The sequence below is a fragment of the Allobosea sp. NPDC055332 genome, assembly GCF_053645455.1.
This window is the reverse complement of sequence record NZ_JBSHMO010000002.1, coordinates 1531306-1548353: the sequence shown is the minus strand read 5'-3', so window position 1 is coordinate 1548353 and position 17048 is coordinate 1531306. Positions and strand designations below refer to the sequence as shown.

At 65.9% G+C, this 17048-nt stretch carries 16 protein-coding genes; 9 read left to right on the top strand and 7 right to left on the bottom strand.

Annotation, left to right across the window (positions count from 1 at the left end):
* Position 1: 1 nt before the first annotated feature.
* The 3 genes from ACWIGM_RS16025 to ACWIGM_RS16015 form a co-directional block, all read right to left on the bottom strand.
* A complete protein-coding gene (locus ACWIGM_RS16025; protein WP_454026902.1) occupies positions 2 to 2416 on the bottom strand; it encodes a TonB-dependent siderophore receptor in 2415 nt (804 codons plus the stop codon).
* 141 nt (positions 2417 to 2557) lie between these two features.
* The gene (locus ACWIGM_RS16020) at positions 2558 to 3529 is read right to left on the bottom strand and encodes a FecR family protein (RefSeq protein WP_454026901.1); all 972 of its coding nucleotides are present in this window, start codon (positions 3527 to 3529) and stop codon (positions 2558 to 2560) included.
* A gap of 9 nt (positions 3530 to 3538) precedes the next feature.
* Positions 3539 to 4030 (bottom strand): RNA polymerase sigma factor, encoded by a 492-nt coding sequence (locus ACWIGM_RS16015; protein WP_454026900.1) that lies wholly within the window; start codon positions 4028 to 4030, stop codon positions 3539 to 3541.
* Between the two features lie 180 nt (positions 4031 to 4210).
* Here ACWIGM_RS16015 and ACWIGM_RS16010 point away from each other — a divergent pair, with 180 nt between their 5' ends.
* Complete coding sequence (locus ACWIGM_RS16010) at positions 4211 to 4981, top strand: siderophore-interacting protein (RefSeq protein WP_454026899.1); 771 nt, start codon at positions 4211 to 4213, stop codon at positions 4979 to 4981.
* A 152-nt stretch (positions 4982 to 5133) separates the two neighbouring features.
* Here the strand turns inward: ACWIGM_RS16010 and ACWIGM_RS16005 are convergent, their stop codons facing one another.
* Positions 5134 to 6039 (bottom strand): dihydrodipicolinate synthase family protein, encoded by a 906-nt coding sequence (locus ACWIGM_RS16005; protein WP_454026898.1) that lies wholly within the window; start codon positions 6037 to 6039, stop codon positions 5134 to 5136.
* 101 nt (positions 6040 to 6140) lie between these two features.
* Between ACWIGM_RS16005 and ACWIGM_RS16000 the strand changes: the two genes are divergently transcribed.
* From ACWIGM_RS16000 to ACWIGM_RS15985, 4 genes are all read left to right on the top strand, one after another.
* Positions 6141 to 6887, top strand: coding sequence for a FadR/GntR family transcriptional regulator (locus tag ACWIGM_RS16000; RefSeq protein WP_454026897.1), 747 nt, complete (start codon positions 6141 to 6143; stop codon positions 6885 to 6887).
* On the top strand, positions 6884 to 7852 hold the full coding sequence (locus ACWIGM_RS15995) for a tripartite tricarboxylate transporter substrate binding protein (RefSeq protein WP_454026896.1): 969 nt from the start codon (positions 6884 to 6886) through the stop codon (positions 7850 to 7852). Before ACWIGM_RS16000 ends, ACWIGM_RS15995 begins: the two co-directional genes overlap by 4 nt.
* 76 nt (positions 7853 to 7928) lie before the next feature.
* The gene (locus ACWIGM_RS15990) at positions 7929 to 8402 is read left to right on the top strand and encodes a tripartite tricarboxylate transporter TctB family protein (protein WP_454026895.1); all 474 of its coding nucleotides are present in this window, start codon (positions 7929 to 7931) and stop codon (positions 8400 to 8402) included.
* 6 nt (positions 8403 to 8408) lie between these two features.
* Positions 8409 to 9914, top strand: a complete 1506-nt coding sequence (locus ACWIGM_RS15985) for a tripartite tricarboxylate transporter permease (protein WP_454026894.1) — start codon at positions 8409 to 8411, stop codon at positions 9912 to 9914.
* 27 nt (positions 9915 to 9941) lie between these two features.
* Here the strand turns inward: ACWIGM_RS15985 and ACWIGM_RS15980 are convergent, their stop codons facing one another.
* Positions 9942 to 11534 (bottom strand): ABC transporter substrate-binding protein, encoded by a 1593-nt coding sequence (locus tag ACWIGM_RS15980; RefSeq protein WP_454026893.1) that lies wholly within the window; start codon positions 11532 to 11534, stop codon positions 9942 to 9944.
* 96 nt (positions 11535 to 11630) lie between these two features.
* On the opposite strand from ACWIGM_RS15980, the gene ACWIGM_RS15975 reads away from it, so the two are divergent.
* Together ACWIGM_RS15975 and ACWIGM_RS15970 are read left to right on the top strand one after the other, a co-directional pair.
* The gene (locus ACWIGM_RS15975) at positions 11631 to 11762 is read left to right on the top strand and encodes a hypothetical protein (protein WP_454026892.1); all 132 of its coding nucleotides are present in this window, start codon (positions 11631 to 11633) and stop codon (positions 11760 to 11762) included.
* On the top strand, positions 11759 to 12808 hold the full coding sequence (locus ACWIGM_RS15970; protein WP_454026891.1) for a phosphotriesterase family protein: 1050 nt from the start codon (positions 11759 to 11761) through the stop codon (positions 12806 to 12808). The genes ACWIGM_RS15975 and ACWIGM_RS15970 overlap by 4 nt, the downstream gene beginning before the upstream one ends.
* A gap of 9 nt (positions 12809 to 12817) precedes the next feature.
* Here ACWIGM_RS15970 and ACWIGM_RS15965 read toward each other — a convergent pair whose 3' ends face one another.
* Positions 12818 to 13603 carry a TetR/AcrR family transcriptional regulator C-terminal domain-containing protein gene (locus ACWIGM_RS15965; protein WP_454026890.1) on the bottom strand — a complete coding sequence of 262 codons (786 nt, stop codon included), beginning with the start codon at positions 13601 to 13603 and terminating at the stop codon, positions 12818 to 12820.
* Between the two features lie 153 nt (positions 13604 to 13756).
* Here ACWIGM_RS15965 and ACWIGM_RS15960 point away from each other — a divergent pair, with 153 nt between their 5' ends.
* Positions 13757 to 15070, top strand: coding sequence for an aspartate aminotransferase family protein (locus ACWIGM_RS15960; RefSeq protein WP_454026889.1), 1314 nt, complete (start codon positions 13757 to 13759; stop codon positions 15068 to 15070).
* 90 nt (positions 15071 to 15160) lie between these two features.
* On the opposite strand, the gene ACWIGM_RS15955 is transcribed toward ACWIGM_RS15960, so the two are convergent.
* Positions 15161 to 15865 (bottom strand): TetR/AcrR family transcriptional regulator, encoded by a 705-nt coding sequence (locus ACWIGM_RS15955; RefSeq protein WP_454026888.1) that lies wholly within the window; start codon positions 15863 to 15865, stop codon positions 15161 to 15163.
* A gap of 113 nt (positions 15866 to 15978) precedes the next feature.
* Here ACWIGM_RS15955 and ACWIGM_RS15950 point away from each other — a divergent pair, with 113 nt between their 5' ends.
* Positions 15979 to 17037 carry an ABC transporter substrate-binding protein gene (locus ACWIGM_RS15950; protein WP_454026887.1) on the top strand — a complete coding sequence of 353 codons (1059 nt, stop codon included), beginning with the start codon at positions 15979 to 15981 and terminating at the stop codon, positions 17035 to 17037.
* Positions 17038 to 17048: the final 11 nt, after the last annotated feature.

The window sequence follows — 17048 nt, the reverse complement described above, 5'->3', positions numbered from 1 at the left end:
CTCAGAACTCGAAGGTCGAGGACACCGAGACCATGCGCGCCTCGCTCGGATAGAGCAGGTTGAAGCCCGGATAGGTCGTCCAGTAGGCCTTGTTGAACAGGTTGGTCACATTGGCCTGCAGCGTGATCGGCTTGCCGTCGGCGCGCTCGATCTTGTAGCGCGCCCCGATGTCGAAGGTCGTCCAGGCCTTGAGCTTCTGCAGGTTGGCGGCGTCGGCATAGTTCGAGCCGGTGTAGATCATCCGCCCGAACAGGGTCAGGTTGCGGACGAAGCCCGGATCCCATTCGACGCCGAGATTGGCCTGCACGCGCGGTGCGCCCTGCGCGGTGTTGCCGTCGTAGAGACCGTCCTGCGTGCGCGTCAGCTTGGCGTCGAGCAGCGTCATGCCGCCGAGTACCCGCACGCCCGGAGTGATTTCGCCGGCAACGTTGAGCTCGATGCCGCGATAACGGGTCTCGCCATTGTCGTTGAAGGTGTTGGTCACGGTGTCGGCGATGCCGGAGGCCTGCGTCGTGTGGAAGGCGCTGAGCGTGGTCAGCATCGTGCCCCAGTCGACCTTGACGCCGGCCTCGTACTGCTTGGTGACGAAGGGCGGCAGGATCTGGCCGGCATTGGCGAAGGTGTTGGCGACGACGGTGCCGACCGTCAGCCCCTCGATATAGCTGGCATAGAGCGAGACGTTCTCGAGCGGCTTGACGACGAGGCCGACCATCGGCGTCAGCGCGTTGCTTTTGTTGCGCGAGGTCACGGCCTCGGTCACCGCTGCGAAGGTCTTGGCTTCCACATATTGCTGGCGCAGCCCGAGGGTGAGCTGCACACGCTTGTCGAGGATCGAGAGCGTGTCGGACACCGAGACGCTGCTGAAGGTGCTTTCGTTCTGCTTGTAGCGGATCGGGGATCCGATCGACGGCATCACCGAGAATCGCGGGCTGTAGATATTCGACTGTGTCACGACGGAAGGTGGCTGCGGCGCGCCAGCGCGGGCCGAATAAAGCGTGTTGGCCGAAACCACGACCTCGTGCTCGACCGGCCCGGTGACGAAGCGTCCGCGCAGGCCGGTCTCGCCGGAATGGCGGTTGATGTCGATCTGGTAGATCGCGCTGGTTGCGGTGAAATTGCCGTTCGGCATTAGCCGCGTGCCGGCCTCGACTGCCTGGTCCCAGTCCATCCGGCTGGCGCCGCCCTTGGCGTAGACGGTGACATCGGGGGTGATGTCGTACTCGGCCGAAAGCATGCCGTAGGTGTCGGCGAACTTGCTGTAGTTCCAAGGCGAGACATAGCTCTTGTCGGGCCTGATCGGCCGCGGCACGGGCTGCCCTGCGAGCGGCGTCACCGTATTGTTCATCCGGTCGGTGTTCAGGATCTGGTGGCCGACATCGAGCGCTATCCGCAGCGCCTCGCCGCGGTAGTCGAGGCCCAGCGTGCCATTGAGCAGGGTCTGCGATTGCTGGCTGATCGGTGTGCCGCCGTCGCGATAGAGCAGGTTCGCCCGGACGCCGAACTCCTTGTTCGCGCCGAAGCGACGGCCGATATCGAGATGGCCGCCAACTTGCGTATTGCTGATCCAGGTCGTGGTGAAGCGGGTCAATGGCTCGTCGCCGGCGCGCTTCGGGATCAGATTGATGACGCCGCCGACACCGCTCGGCGAGAGCCCGCCGAGGAAGGCGCCGGGCCCCTTGATGATCTCGACCCGCTCGATGCCGGCGAGCGTCGTCTGTGCGTTCGGTGCGATACCGAACAAACCGCCGAAGCCGACTGCGGCATTGCCGATCTGGATACCGCGGATGACGAAATAGTTGGCGTTGCCGACATTGGTCGACTCGACATTGCGGATGGCCGAGTCGTTTTTCACGACATCGGCGACCGACTGCGCCCGCTGATCCTCGATCAGCTTGGCGGTGTAATTCGAGACGGTAACGGGCGCGTCCATGACGCTCCTGGCGCCGAGCACGCCGAGCTGCCCGCCGGTGGCGATCTGGCCGCCGGGATAGACCGCTGCCAGGCCCGGCACGCCCGCGCCGGTGACGTTGATCGTATCGAGCGGGATGGCCCCGGCCGGCACGTTCCCGACGCCCGGCTGCGGCTTTGCCGGATCGAAGATCTCGACCGTTGTCGCATTGCTGAAGCGATAGGACAGGCCGGTACCTGACAGGAGTGCCGCAACCGCCTGGCCGGTCGTCAGCGAGCCGCGGACCGCATTGCCCCGGCGCGAGGCGGCGGCAGTCTCGGCGAAGACGACATCGATTCCGGTCACCCGGACGATATCGTTCATCGCGGCACGCACCGGCTTGGCCGGAATGTCGAAGCTGTAGGCCGATTGCGCCTGCGCCGGGCGGACGGTGCTCACGGCACCCGCGCCGGCCAGCATCGTCGTCGCCAGCAGGAGCCCCATCCTGCCCAGCCTTGCCTTGCTCATGCCCCAGCCTTCCCGAAACCCGGTGATGTCGGCAGCTGCGCGCACCCGTCGCGCGTTGCCCTCATCTCCTAGTCGTCCGGGAGCGGGCGCTACCCTCACCGTTTCGAGAAAAAAGTTTGCGGGACTCAGGCGCCGCCCAGATCAGGGGCTGACCAGCGTCAGCCGCCCGAGCGTGGTGACCTGGAAGCCGACAGAGGACTGCACCGCCGCCAGCGCCGCATTGCCGTCGCGCAGCGCGATATTGCCGCTGACGCGCTGGTCGGCGAGCGCGCCGCTGGTCACCAGGATGCGGCCGCCACGATAGCGCCCGATCCGCTCGAGTACGTCGGCGAGCCGGGCATTGGTGAAAATGTAGCGGCCCTGCCGCCAGGCCGTGGTCTCCGCGAGATCGACGGCATGGGCACCGCCAAGGCCACCGGCGCCATAGGCGACGCTTTCGCCCGGCTTCAGCACAAGGCGGCCGCCGCCATCGCGCAGGGCAACCTCGACGCTGCCACTGTCCAGCGTCACGCTAACTTCGCGATCCTCGGCAGCGACCTCAAAGCGGGTGCCAAGCACGCGCGCTTCGCCATTACGGGCCGCGACAGCGAAGGGCACTTGCCCCGGGGTGATATTGAAGAAGGCGGTGCCACGGAGGAGCTCGACCCGGCGCTCCGTTGCGGTGAAGTCGACCGTGATCGCGCTGTCGGCGTCGAGCAGAACGGTCGAGCCGTCGGCCAGCGTCAGATTGCGCTGCTCGGCGCGTGCCGTCGCATAGTCCGCCTGCCAATCCTGAAAAAGATGCGGGCGCTCCAGCCAGAGCCAGCCCATCGCCACGCACAGAAGCAGACTGAGCACCACTCCCGCCGCGACCTTGCTGCTTCGGCGCTGACGCCGGAGTTCCTCGATCTTCTGCAGGGGGCCTGCAAGTGCTGTCGCATCGTGCGGCGCGACGGCGTCCGCGAGCGGGCCGAGATCGGTCCAGAGCCGCTGCACATTGGCGTAGTGCTGCTCATGGGCTGCCGAGGCGGCAAGCCAACGCGCGAAATCCTCATGGTCGGCTGCCGACGGCCTGCCGTTCATCCGCGTGAACCAGGCGATGGCCTGCTTCTCGATCTGCCGCTCGTCGGACATCGTCCGGAACTAGCGCAGGCCGTCGCGGCAGGCCAGCAGGGCGCGCGCGATCTCGCGTTCGACCGTGCTGTAGGACAGCCCGAGCGCCGCCGCGATCTCCTCATAGGAACAGGCGTGCAGCCGGTTCAGCAGGAAGACCTGACGGGTCCGCTCCGGCAGGGCCGCGATCGTGTCGTTCAGCCGCGTGAGCTCCTGCCGCGCCGCGACGACCTGATCGGGCAGAACCGCGGGAGCGACATACTGCTCTTCGGTAATGCGCTGCGGCAGGCTGGCCCGCCGACGCTCAGCGCGCAAATGGCTAATCGCGGTGTAATGCGTCGCGCGTGTCAGATAGGCCGAGGAGCAGCCGATCTGCTCGCGTGCCCGCGTCCACAGCGTGATGAAGACGTCCTGCACGACATCGGCGGCGTTGGCCGCTCCAACGCGGCGTGCCGCCAGCCGTTCGAGCCGGCGTTGCTCCAGCGCATAGAGGCTCCCGATGTCATCGAGGCTCGTGGACATGGCCGAAAAGGGCTCCGCGGACGCCATCACCGGAAGCGTCCATAACAGCGGATACGGTGTGCAGCAACGACGATGATTTAGAGATAATCTAAAGAAATCAAATGCCTAAGTCGCTTGCCCCCGGGCGCGCGACATGGAAGAAGCAGCGCCACGACCAGCGCCAGCCAGACCCGCGAGAGCATGAGCAGCAGCCCTTTCCATGAAGCGACCTTGGTGCGGCGCGAGATGCTGACGCCCGGCATGGTCAGGCTGAGCTTCTCCGGCGAAGGTCTCGCGAATTTCCACTCTACCGGCATCCCGGACGAATATATCCGCCTGTTCTTTCCCGATCCGGAGAGCGGCGAACTCGTCCTGCCGGCGATCGACTCCGAGGGCCGCTGGACCTACCCGGAGGAGCGGCACCGCGTGCGCTATTCCACCTACACGGTCCGCCGCTTCGATGCGGAGAGCCGCGAGCTCGATATCGATCTCGTCGTCCATGACGGCGGACAGGCCAGCGACTGGGCGATGACTGCATCAATCGGCGAGCGCATCGTCATCAACAACCCGCGCGGGCTCTATCTGCCGCCGTCCGATCTGCGCTGGCAACTCCTGATCGCCGATGCGACCGGCCTGCCGGCAGTCGCCCGCATCCTTGAGCAGACGCCGGCGGAGATCTTCAGCGACATCTTCGTCGAGCTTGCCGACGAGGCGCATATCCAGGACCTGCCGGACCATCCCGGGGCGCGCGTGACCTGGCTCACCGGCAGCGGCAATGGCATCGCCGACAGCCGGATCGGCGGCCTGCTTGCGCATGCGCCGCGAACACGGGAGGGCGGTTATCTCTGGGGCGCCGCCGAGAAATCGGCGGTCCGCGAGCTGCGTGAACAGGCGCGAGCGCTGCCCTGCTTCGTCGACGGGCGCCAGAAGCTAGTCGCCTATTGGAGCCGGTCGCAGGACATGGCTGGGTAGCTCAGGGAGCTCCTGCGGCGCGAGCGCTCGGTGGCCTCGCGCCGGTGGCGCGGCGCTTCAGCGCTGGCAACAGGCGGGCTTTCAAGCCTGCCAGCGTGCGTGAGCGGGCAGCAGCATGGCCCGTTCATACGATTTTCATTGGGTACGACCGATCAGCCCCGGATTTCATAGGATCCGAGGTGCTCTGCATAGCGGCGGACGAGTTCCAGCCCAAAGGCGGTCGGCCTCATGGCAGGCGCCCGGTCATGGATCGTGACGCCGGCACGCGCGCCGTAGATGCGCTTGCCGTAGCAGATCAGGCTTTCCAGCGACTGCATGATGAAGACGATGGCCGGCAGCACGTCGCGGTAGATGCGTTCCGCCCCGTCTTCATCCCCCGCAATAAAGCGCTCATAGATCGTCACGGTCAGGTCGATCAGCTCGGGCGCGAGGATCATGCCGACGCAGCCGGCGCGCAGGTTCTCGATCAGCTCGAGCCCGCCGCGGCCGTTCATCACCGGCAATCGGCCCTCGGTGGTCTCGATCAGTTGCCGGATCTCGGTTGCCGCTCCCTCGCCCTTCACCAGCTTGATGTTGGGATGCTGCGCGACGAGGCTGCGGATATCCTCCGCCGACAGGCCGCGGCCCATATAGGCCGGCGCGTTCTGAATCGCGACCGGTAGGCTCGTCGCGTCCGCGACCCGGCCGAAGAAGCGGATGTATTCGATCGCCGCGAAGCTGCCGACCATCGGCGGCTGCAGGATGACCCAATCGGCCTTCGCTGCCTCCGCTGCCCTGACCAGCTCGACCTGCTCGCCAACCGAGGTCCCGTAGATGGTGAAGCCGAGCGGCTTCGCGCCCCCGACATCCTCCGAGGTCCACTCCATCACCGTGCGCCGCTCCGGCACGGTCAGCTTCGAGACTTCCGTCGCCAGGCCGAGCGCCGCGATGCCATGGGCACCGTGTTCCAGGCAGATCTCGGCCTGCCGCCGCATCGCCTGCCGGTCGAGCCGCTCCTGCTCGTCGAACAGCGCGTAGAGGATCGCATGGATGCCGGTGAACGCGGTCTCAGTGGTCATGGTCATGCCTCGCTTCAATGATCAGATGTTAAACATCAGATGAATGCTTGCATGCAAGCCCCGGACGTGACAGTTTCCTGCCGCGGGAGAGAAAACGGGTCATGGCGCGGGGCAGCAAGCCAGGAAAGATCGGCACGATGGTTGCGGCGCTCGGCGCCGCGATCGTGCGTGGCGAGATCGCCTCGGGCACCGTGCTGCCGCCCGAGCCGGAGCTGGCCGAGCGCTACGGCGCCGGCCGCAGTGTCGTCCGCGAAGCCGTGAAGATCCTCGTCGCCAAGGGCCTGCTCACCGTGCGCCCGCGCCACGGCACGCAGGTGCGCCCGCAGCATGACTGGACGCTGCTCGACCGCGAGGTGCTCGGCTGGATGCGCAGCGAGGATGGGCTCGACCGTGCGCTGCTGCTCGCTCTGGAAGAAACGCGTGAGATCATCGAGCCGGAAGCCGCCGCCCTGGCCGCGACACGCGCTACGCCGGAGGACCTCGCCCGCATCCGCGCGGCACTGGCCGAGATGGAAACTGGCCAGGACGATCCGCAAACCGCCATCGCCGCCGACAAGCGTTTTCATCTCGCGATCCTCGACGCCACCAACAACCCGATCCTGCGCAGCTTCCGCGGCGCGATCGACACGATCCTGAGCGCGATGTTCGACTTTACCGTCGACGTTTTCGCCGGGAACCTCGCCAACCACGCCGCGGTCGTCGACGCGATTGCCGCCGGCCAGCCCGAACACGCCCGCCAGGCGATGCGGCAGGTGCTCGGCTACACGCGCGGTCACATGCTTTCCAGCTCCGCTCTCGCGGATGGAAACAGCCCCAAAAAGAAAACCGTCTCGGGAGAAACGCCATGAAACTCGCAAAACTGCTGCTCGCCGCCACCGTCGCGTCGGTGTCGATGCCCGCCTTCGCCGCCTGGCCCGAGCGCCCGATCACCCTGGTCGTGCCCTGGGCCGCCGGTGGTGGCACCGATGCGGTCGCCCGTATCCTCGCGGCCGGGCTTGAGAAGGAGCTCGGCAAGCCGGTCAACGTCGTCAACCGCACCGGCGGCGGCGGCGTGGTGGGCCATACCGAGATCGTCAACGCCAAGCCGGATGGCTACACGATCGGCCTCGCCACGGCGGAGGTCACGACCTTCTACTGGTCGAACACCGCGCCCTTCACCTATGAGAAGCTCACTCCGATCGCGCTGGTGAACTTCGATTCCGCCGCCTTCAACGTTGCCGCGAACGCGCCCTGGGCCGATCTGCGCGCCGCCCTCGACGACATCAAGAAGCAGCCGGCGGGCAAGTACAAGCTCTCCGGCATGGCGGCTGGCGCAGCCTATCACCTTGCCTTCGCCGGCCTGATGCAGCTCGAGGGCATTGATCCCAAGGCAGTCGTCGTGGTGCCGAGCCAGGGCGCGGCGCCCGGCTTCCAGGAACTGGCGTCGGGCGGCGTCCAGATCGTCCCGTCTTCCCTGCCCGAGGGCAAGCCGATGTTCGATGCCGGCCGCGTTAAGTCGCTGGCGGTGATGTCGAAGGAGAAGATCGGCGCCTTCCCGAGCGTGCCGACCGTCAAGGACGCGATCGGCAAGGACTATGAGGGCGGCACCTGGCGCGGCCTCGCCGCTCCGGCCGGCCTGCCGGCCGACGTCGCCGCCCGCCTGGTCGAAGCGACGGAGAAGGTCGCGAACTCCGAAGCCTACAAATCCTTCCTGGCCGAGCGTGGCTTCGGCTACGCCTTCGCCAAGGGCCCGGCCTTCGGCAGCTTCCTCGCGACCCAGCACAAGAACAACGGCGAGATCATGGGCGCGCTCGGACTGCGCCTGCGCCAGTAGTCGATCGCTCTTCGGACTGTTTCAGGACGCGGCGGCTTCGCCGCGTCCCGTTTCCATCGCGCACGCCGAGCACGCCATGAAGTTCAACGATCTCTTCGGAGGCCTCGTCTTCCTTGTCCTGTCGGGCCTGGTCGCGTTCGCCTCCTGGAACCTGCCGAACCCGTCGCAGCAGCCGCTCGGCCCTTCAGCCTTCCCGCTGATCCTGTCCGGGCTGCTGGCGCTCTGCGCCGCGATCCTTGCCGTCAACGGCGCCCGCGCGACGCAGGCCGGTCCGCTGGTCGGCCTCGCCGACTGGGCACGCAATGGCGGCGCTTTACCGCGCCTGCTGCTCGTGCCGGCAGCGGTGATCTTCTACATGCTCTTCGCCGAGACGCTCGGCTTCCTGATCTGTGCGCCACTGATCCTCGTCGTGCTCTTCCTCGCGGGTGGCACCAGGCCGCTGCAGGCCATCGGGCTCTCGCTCGCGGCCGCGCTCGTCATCCACTCGATCTTCTATCTGGCCCTCGGCGTGCAATTGCCCTGGGGCCCGCTCGAACCATTCCGCTGGTAAGCCGCCATGCTCGATGCCTATGTCACTGCGCTGGGGATGGTGCTCGATCCCTATGTGATCTTCGTCATTACCGCCTCGGCGATCTACGGCCTCGTCGTCGGCTGCATCCCCGGCCTCTCCGCCACCATGGCGACGGCGCTGCTGGTGCCGCTGACCTTCTTCATGCCGCCGGTGCCGGCGATCGCCGCGATCGTCACCACCTCGACCATGGCGATCTTCTCCGGCGACATCCCGGGCTGCCTTTTGCGTATCCCCGGCACCCCGGCCTCGGCGGCCTATGTCGACGATTCCTACCAGATGACGCTGAAGGGCAAGCCCGAGCTCGCGCTCGGCATCGGCCTGTGGTTCTCGGTGCTGGGCGGCCTGTTCGGCACGGCGGTGATGATGGTGGCGTCTCCTGCCATCGCCGATTTCGCGCTCGGCTTCGGCTCGGTCGAGTTCTTCTGGATTGTCATGCTCGGCCTCGGCGGCGCCGTCTTCATCGGCTCCTCGACGCCGCTGAAAGCCTGCATCTCGCTGCTGATCGGCCTGCTGATCGCGATGATCGGCATGAACAATCCCGCCGGCCAGCCGCGCTTCACCTTCGAATCCACCGAGATGCTCGGCGGCGTCTCGCTGATCCCGATGATGGTCGGGATGTTCGCCTGTTCGGAGGTGATGCGCCACATGGTCTCGGACGGCAGCGCCCCGCATGCCGTGGTCCAGAAGATCGGCCCGATCTTCGCCAATATGTGGTGCCTGACCAAGCAATACCCCTGGCAGCTCATCCGCGGCAGCGCGCTCGGCACCATCATCGGCATCCAGCCGGGCAGCGGCGCCGATATGGCCGCCTGGATGTCCTATGCGATGAGCAAGCGCTTCTCGAAGGAGCCGGAGAAGTTCGGCACCGGCCATCCCGAGGGGCTGATCGAGGCCGGCGCCTCCAACAACTCCTCGCTCGCCGGTGCCTGGATCCCGGCCCTGGTCTTCGGCATCCCCGGCGACTCGATCACGGCGATCGCCATCGGCGTGCTGATGATGAAGAACATGGCGCCGGGGCCGACGATCTTCGTCAACAACCCGGAGAACGTCTATGCGCTCTTCCTGGTCTTCGTCATCGCGAACCTGATGATGCTGCCGCTCGGCTGGGCGATCATCAAGATCGCGACACGCGTCCTCTCCGTGCCGCGGCGCGTGCTGATGCCGATCATCCTGCTCTTCGCCATCGTCGGTTCCTACGCGATCAACAATTCGCTGTTCGATGTCGGCGTCATGCTCGCCTTCGGTGTGCTGGCCTTCGTGCTCGAGGAGAACGGCTTTCCGGTCGCGCCGGTGATCCTCGGCGTCGTGCTCGGGCCATTGCTGGAGGAGTATTTCATTAACTCGATGATCAAGTCGGACGGCCGGCTGATCGGCCTGGTCGATCGGCCGATCGCTGCGGTGCTGGCGGCGATCACGGTCACCATCGTGGGCTGGACGATCATTGCGTCCATGAGAGGCACCAGGACGCTTGAGAACGTGCCCCGCGGCTGAGCTGCTCCAGAGACTGACAGCAGCGCATCATCCGATACGGCGAACATTCCACATGCTCGGGATCGTCGACTCGAGAAAGCCGGTCAGATCGGCGCGGTAGGCGGTCGGGATGAAGAACTGGCCGAGCGGGATGATCGGTGCCTGCTTGAACGCGTCGAGCTGGATCGTCTCCGCGATCACCTTCTGCTCGGCCGAATCCTTCGCCGTCAGCCATCTTGCAGCCAGTTCCTCTGCCGCCGCGTTCTCGTACCAGCCGAACCAGCCCTTGGCGCCCTGGCCGCGCAGCGTCTGATTGATGGCGGGATTGTCGACGGCGAGCGACGGCCACCAGGTGTGGAAGACGCTCCAGCCGCCCTTCTCGACCGGTTCGCGCGAGGCGCGCCTCTGAACGACCGATCCCCAATCGGTTTCCACCAGCTCGACATTGATCCCGAGCTTGCGGAAGAGGTCGTCGGTGATCTGCCCGAGCGGCCCGATGCTGGCGATGTCGGTCGGGCTGATGATGACCACGCGCTCGCCCTTGTAGCCGGCCTGGCGCAGCATGGTCTTGGCCTTATCGAGGTCGCGCGGGCCTTTGAGCGCCTCGGCACCGGCTTCGCCGGCATAGCTCGTGCCGCATGGCCACATCGAGAAGCAGCTGCGGAAGTTGTCGTCGATGCCGCCAGTGACCGAGCGCATGTAGTCGGCCTGCTCCACGGCATACATGATCGCCCGGCGTATGGCCGGATTGTCGAACGGCGGATGCAGCGTGTTGAAGCGCATCATGCCGATGAAGCCGGCCCGGTCGTGAATGGCGACTTTGACGTTCCTGCTGGCCTGCAGGGCCGGTATCAGGTCCGGCAGTGCCTGATCCCACCAGTCGATTTCGCCCGTCTGTAAGGCTGCCGCGGCCGTTGCGGCATCCGGCATGACGATCCATTCGATCCGTTCGAAGTGCGCGACCTTGCCGCCGGCCGTACGCTCGGCGGGCTCGGGCCGCGGGACATAGGCGCCGAACCTGGCATAAGCCGCCTTGCTCCCGGAGACGTACTCGTCCTGCAGGAAGCGGTAGGGTCCCGAGCCGACGATTTCCGTGATCTGCTTGAAGGGATCGGTCTTCGCCACGCGCTCCGGCATCATGAAGGGCGTGAGACCCAGAGGCTTGGCGAGCGCTTCGAGAAAGAGCGGGAAGGGCGCCCGGAACGCGACGCGCAGATGCCGGTCGTCCGGCGCCTCCCATGTGTCCGCCATGGCATCGAGCAACTGGCCGAAGGCATCGCGCTTGGCCCAGCGTTGCAGGCTTGAGATGCAGTCGCGCGCGAGCACGGGCTGGCCGTCATGCCATGTCAGCCCTTCGCGCAGCTCGATCGTCCAGACGCGGCCATCGGCCGAAACAGAATGTCCCTTGGCCATCTGCGGTTGCGGTCGCAGCGCGTTGTCGAGGCCGTACAACGTGTCGAAGACGGCATAGCCGTGGTTCGTCGTGACCTGCGCCGTTGTCCAGATCGGATCGAGCGAGGTCAAATTCGCCTGAGGAACGAATTTGAGAACCTTCGGGTCGCGGCGCTGCGCTCGCACGTTGCCGGCGATCCCGGCCGAAAGGAACCCCGCCGAAGCGGCCAGAAAGTCGCGCCGTCTCATCTCCACCCCCTCTTTTTTGCTCTCGATTGTCGATCAGGTTGACATGCATCGAATTAATTGTCCATCGTACAATTAATTCGAGACCGGGGAGGGCATATGAGCGGCGAATTCGGGATCACCCGCGAGGACCTTGCCGCGGGGTACGCTGCCACCGGCCTCGCAGGCGCTGCCTGGGCGCATATGAGCGGGCCCCCTGTCGATCTCTTCAACCGAGGACAGCTCGCATGACACCGCGTCTCGATCGCACCGCCCTGCGCGGCAAGGCACAGAGCGTGCTCGGACTCGTCGATCCGGCGAGTCTTGGCGCCACCTTGATGCATGAGCACCTGATCTGGGACATCCGCACGACCGCGATGGCCGCCGATCCCGATCAGGGTCCCGAGATCTCGCTCTGCAACTGCTTCCGCATGAACTACGGGCGCTGGAAGGTGCCTGGCAATCTCGTCCTGCGCTGCCGCGATACGGCCGCCAGGGAAGTGCAGGCCATGGTCGATGCCGGCGGGCGGACCATCGTCGAACTCAGCAATGGCGGGCTGAGGCCCGATCCCGACGGGCTAGCCGAGATCGCCCGCAGGACTGGCGCGACCATCGTCATGGGCTGCGGCCACTACGTCCACGATTATCAGGACCGGGCCAATGACGACCGCGACATCGACAGCTTCGCAGCAGAGATGATCGATCAGGTCTTCGAGGGCGCCTGGGGCACCTCGGTGCGGGCCGGCATCATCGGCGAAATCGGCTGCCAGGTGCCGTGGACCGATCTGGAGAAGCGTGTGCTGCGCGGCGCCCTGATCGCCCAGAAGGAGACCGGCGCTGCCGTCAACATCCATCCCGGCCGCGCGGTCGAGCAGCCGCAGGAGATCGCCGCCTTCGTCCTGGCGCATGGCGGCGATATCGGCCGCGTGATCTTCAGCCATATCGACCGGACGATCTTCGACGAGGCCACGCTGCTGCGGCTCGCCGATACCGGCTGCGTGATCGAGTTCGACCTCTTCGGTCAGGAGCAGGCCTTCTACACCTGGGCCGATATCGACATGCCGAACGATGCCGGCCGCCTGAGCTTCATCCGCAGCCTGATCGACCATGGCCATCTCGATCGCGTCGTGATCAGCCACGACATCTGCTACAAGACGCGGCTGGCCAGCTTCGGCGGGCACGGCTATACCCACATCTTCGAGAACATCGTTCCGCTGATGCGCTCGCGCGGTTTCACCGAGGCCGAGATCGAGGCGATCCTGGTCGGCAATCCGCGCCGCTTGCTGACCTTCGTCTGACCGGGCAGCTCAGACGGGGTTGCGTGAGAGCGTGCGCAACCCGGCGATGATCGTCTCGACATAGAAGTCGAAGCTGTGCGTCATCGGCTTCTCGGCGCCGCCTTGCCAACGCACGATGAAAGCGCGGTTGGCGAGCGCATCGAGATTGCGCGCGAGCCGCGGGAAGCGGCCGGCGTCGACGCCGCGAATCTCCGCCTCGAAGGCCTTGGCCCATTCGCTGGCATCCTCGGCCGGGCCGGGGGCGAGCTCCAGCGTGACATAGCCGAGCAGGCCCGCGACCACCGTATTGTAGGCATCGACCAGCCGCTCGCCGCCAAAGCCCGCGGATTCCAGGGCCGTGAGGATGCGCTCCACGAGTTCCATATCGACGCCGGTGTTCGAGACGATCTGGGCGCCGAGCAGTGGTGCGATATTGGGGTGCTTGCGTAGGGAGTCGCGATAGTGGGTGAAAAGCGCGCGGACCCAGTTCTCCCAGTTGCCAATCGCGTCCTCGGCAGGAGGGACGACATCGGTGAACGCCGTGGCTGCGACCGCGCCGAGTACGGCATTGCGGCCGCCAGGCATGTGCCAATACAGCGCCGTCGGAAACACGCCGAGCGCTCGCGCGAGCTCGCGCAGGCTGAAGGCCTCCAGCCCCCGCTCGTCGATCAGCCGCAACGCCTCCGCCACGATCTGTGCGCGATCGAGCGCGACGACTTCGTCGCGCCTGGGGCGGCCCCGTCGCTTGCGTTGCTCGGCTTCCTGCATGTCCTCCCCGTCGCTCGCTGCGGTCGAGCCGGCTCCGCTCCTCTGCATCTCGCAATTAGCAGCCGCACCGAAGCCGCGATACCTTGCACGACAAATCCTCGTTGGAGGCTCTCGACAAATAAATTGTACATCGTACAATTATCTCGCGAAGAGACCGCGCCGCCACGAAGGCGGCATGTCAGGCAAATCGGCGGGTGGCAGATGATGGATACGGCGCGGCGGAACAGGACGGTCGAGGACGAGCTGGCGGAAGCCCGGACGCGCTATGCGGAGCGGCGGCCGAAATCATTGGCCGTCCACCGGCGTGCCTGCGAGGTGATGCCGGGTGGAAATACCCGCACCGTGCTCTACCACGGCCCTTTCCCGCTGCGCCTGGCCCATGGCGAAGGAGCGGTCGCGACCGACGCCGACGGCCACCGCTATGTGAACCTGCTCGGCGAATACACTGCTGGCCTGTTCGGCCATTCCCATCCACTTATCCGAGCCGCGATCGACGCGGCGCTCGACGGCGGCGTCAATCTCGGCGGGCACAATATGTTCGAGGCTGAGCTTGCCCGGCATGTGGTCGCTCGTTTTGCGGCGATCGAGCAGGTGCGCTTCACCAATTCCGGCACCGAGGCGAACCTGATGGCGATCGCTACGGCCCGCGCCTTCACCAAGCGATCGAAAGTCCTGGTGTTCCGGGGCGGCTACCATGGCGGCCTGCTTTATTTCGGCGGCGGCGGCATCCCGATCAACGCGCCCTACGATTTCATCGTCGCGCCCTATAACGACGCCGAGGCAACGGTGCGCCTGATCAGGGAGAGCGCATCGGAACTCGCCTGCGTGCTGACCGAGGCGATGATGGGATCGGGCGGCTGCATCCCCGCGCATCCGGATTTCCTCGCCATGCTGCGCGAAGAGACGCGCGCTGCGGGAGGGCTCTTCATCCTCGACGAGGTGATGACCTCACGCTTCGGCCGCAGCGGCGCCCATGGCCTGCTCGGCCTCGACCCAGATCTCGTGACGCTCGGCAAGTGGATCGGGGGCGGCATGTCCTTTGGGGCCTTTGGCGGCCGGGCCGATATCATGGCGATGTACGATCCCGAGAGGCCGGGCTCCCTGCCGCATGCGGGAACCTTCAACAACAACGTGCTCTCCATGTCGGCCGGCATCGCTGCACTGACGCAGGTTTTCACGCCGGAGATCGCTGAGGCGCTGCACGCGCGCGGCGAGCGTTTGCGAGAACGCCTGAACGAGGTCTTTCGCAAGGCCGATGTCGCGCTCCAGGCGAGCGGGCAGGGCTCGCTGATGAATATCCATGGCCTTCGCGGCCCTGTGAACACGCCGGACGACCTCGCCGGCAGCGATGATCACATCAAGGAGCTCGTCTTCCTGGATCTGCTCGAGCGCGGTTTCTATCTCGCCCGTCGCGGCTTCATCGCCTTGTCTCTGGCCGTCGACGATGCGGCGACGGAGCAGTTCCTGGCCGCATTGCAGGACATCGTCACGGAGCGCAGGCATGTGCTCACCTGAGCGGGTGTGGCCTTGTTTATGGCAGGGCGGTTTCCTCCCGGGAGAGCCGCGTTGAAATCGAATTGCCGGCGATCATGCCGATGGTTCGCCTCAGTCGGCCTCGTACAGGGCCTTGAACCAGATCGCTGACAGCTCCTGGATCAGCGCTTCGCGATCGGCCGCGGCTGCAATGATGTCCGGATTCCGGATGACGAAGATCTCGCGCAGGATGTCGTCGACCATGCATTCCATGGCGAAGATGCGCAGCTTGAGCCGGACTGGATCGAGCGGTGAGGGGCGGTGCAGCCCGGCATGCGCCAGGACCCGCTCCGCCCAGCGGCGGTTGACGCGCTGCTTTTCCGCCATCAGCTCCGGCAAGACCTCGCGAAGCTCGCGGACACGCTCCATGAAGACAGCGTTCTTCTCGAAATAGTCGATGTAGTAGCGGTTGGTGGCGATGATTGCCTCGAGTGGCGAGCGTCCGACGGTCCCTCCACTGGGCATCGCAAGCGTCAGGTCCTGCAGCGCGAGGAGGACGAGCCGCACGGCCTCCTCCTTCGAGGCGACGTACTGATAGAGCGCTGCGCGCGAGACGGTGGCGATCTCGGCGATGCGGTCCATCGACAGTTGCGCGAAGGAAGCCTGCTCCAGGGCAACCGCGCTCGCCCAGACGATCCGGCGGCGCGTCCGCTCGCCCTTGCGCAGCCCGATTTCGGACGCTTCGGCCTTGAGCAGCTCGGTCAGGCGCGGCGCCGGCTTTCCATCCCTGCCCAAGGCTTCGATCGCCGGACTGGCCGCTGTGGCGCTCTTGGCCATCTCAGGTTCGTCTCGATTTTTTGGTCATGAGGCATCTTGCCAAAAACTAACGTACGTGTCAGCTTTCAAAAACTGACACCGATGTCATAAAATATAAAACGGGGATCCGACCAATGCCAAAGCTTGTGCAGCCGACGCGCCGTCATGTCGTCACCGGGCTTGGTGGCGTTGCCTCGACACTGGCGATGCCGAACATCGGCCGGGCGCAGGCACGCCGCATCGTCGTCCGCGATCTCGGCATCGGCACCTCGTTCAACGATGCCTATGGTCGCGAGTTCACCAAGGCCACGGGCATCGATGTGCTGCCGATCACCGGGGCCAACGACCCGATCGGCCAGATCAAGCAGATGGTCGACAGCAGGACCTATACCTGGGACATGTCGATCGTGGCGCGCCAGGTCGCCAATCAGCTCGCGGCCGACGGGCAGGGTTATCTGGAGCCGCTCAAGCTGGAGAGCGAGCCGAGCTGGCAGGCGCTGCCGGACACCTTCCGCTCGCCGTTCTATGCCGGCAACGACGTCGTCGCGACCGTCCTCGGCTACCGCACCGACCGGGTGAAGTCGGTTCCAAAAAGCTGGGCCGATTTCCTCGACGTCGCCAAATTCCCAGGCCGCCGCGCGATGCGCCGCTCGCCGGTCGACAGCGTCGAGCAGGCGCTGCTCGCTGATGGTGCCGGGCCGGACAAGCTCTATCCGCTCGACTTCGACCGCGCCTTCCGCAAGCTCAATGCGGTCAAGAAAGACATCTCCGCCTGGTGGACATCCGGAGCTCAGTCGACCCAGCTGCTGCAGTCTGGCGAAGTCGATTTCTGCCCGAGCTGGAACGGCCGCATCCAGGCCGCGATCAACGCCGGTGCGCCAGTGGCGATCATGTGGGAGCAGGCGCTCTGGCAATCCGAAGGCTGGGTGATCCTCAAGGGCGGTCCCAAGGCCGATCTCTGCCGCGAGTTCATCAAGTTCGCGCTGGCGCCGGAGCGTCAGGCGATCTTCGCCAGGGCCACCGGCTACGGACCGACGGTGCCGGCCGCGCTCGACAAGATCGAACCCGCCGTGGCGAAGACCATGCCGACCTTCCCGGCCAACAAGGCGAGCGCGATCCTCGTCGACGTCGATTTCTGGACGCGGACACGCGACCAGGCGACCGAGCGCTTCACCAAATGGGTCGTCGGCTGAATCGCAAAGCC

Excerpts from the sequence above, each read along its gene's own strand:
- ACWIGM_RS16025 (WP_454026902.1), bottom strand. The coding sequence starts at position 2,416 with ATGAGCAAGGCAAGGCTGGGCAGGATGGGGCTCCTGCTGGCGACGACG.
- ACWIGM_RS16020 (WP_454026901.1), bottom strand. The coding sequence starts at position 3,529 with ATGTCCGACGAGCGGCAGATCGAGAAGCAGGCCATCGCCTGGTTCACG.
- ACWIGM_RS16015 (WP_454026900.1), bottom strand. The coding sequence starts at position 4,030 with ATGTCCACGAGCCTCGATGACATCGGGAGCCTCTATGCGCTGGAGCAA.
- ACWIGM_RS16010 (WP_454026899.1), top strand. The coding sequence starts at position 4,211 with ATGAGCAGCAGCCCTTTCCATGAAGCGACCTTGGTGCGGCGCGAGATG.
- ACWIGM_RS16005 (WP_454026898.1), bottom strand. The coding sequence starts at position 6,039 with ATGACCACTGAGACCGCGTTCACCGGCATCCATGCGATCCTCTACGCG.
- ACWIGM_RS16000 (WP_454026897.1), top strand. The coding sequence starts at position 6,141 with ATGGCGCGGGGCAGCAAGCCAGGAAAGATCGGCACGATGGTTGCGGCG.
- ACWIGM_RS15995 (WP_454026896.1), top strand. The coding sequence starts at position 6,884 with ATGAAACTCGCAAAACTGCTGCTCGCCGCCACCGTCGCGTCGGTGTCG.
- ACWIGM_RS15990 (WP_454026895.1), top strand. The coding sequence starts at position 7,929 with ATGAAGTTCAACGATCTCTTCGGAGGCCTCGTCTTCCTTGTCCTGTCG.
- ACWIGM_RS15985 (WP_454026894.1), top strand. The coding sequence starts at position 8,409 with ATGCTCGATGCCTATGTCACTGCGCTGGGGATGGTGCTCGATCCCTAT.
- ACWIGM_RS15980 (WP_454026893.1), bottom strand. The coding sequence starts at position 11,534 with ATGAGACGGCGCGACTTTCTGGCCGCTTCGGCGGGGTTCCTTTCGGCC.
- ACWIGM_RS15975 (WP_454026892.1), top strand. The coding sequence starts at position 11,631 with ATGAGCGGCGAATTCGGGATCACCCGCGAGGACCTTGCCGCGGGGTAC.
- ACWIGM_RS15970 (WP_454026891.1), top strand. The coding sequence starts at position 11,759 with ATGACACCGCGTCTCGATCGCACCGCCCTGCGCGGCAAGGCACAGAGC.
- ACWIGM_RS15965 (WP_454026890.1), bottom strand. The coding sequence starts at position 13,603 with ATGCAGAGGAGCGGAGCCGGCTCGACCGCAGCGAGCGACGGGGAGGAC.
- ACWIGM_RS15960 (WP_454026889.1), top strand. The coding sequence starts at position 13,757 with ATGATGGATACGGCGCGGCGGAACAGGACGGTCGAGGACGAGCTGGCG.
- ACWIGM_RS15955 (WP_454026888.1), bottom strand. The coding sequence starts at position 15,865 with ATGGCCAAGAGCGCCACAGCGGCCAGTCCGGCGATCGAAGCCTTGGGC.
- ACWIGM_RS15950 (WP_454026887.1), top strand. The coding sequence starts at position 15,979 with ATGCCAAAGCTTGTGCAGCCGACGCGCCGTCATGTCGTCACCGGGCTT.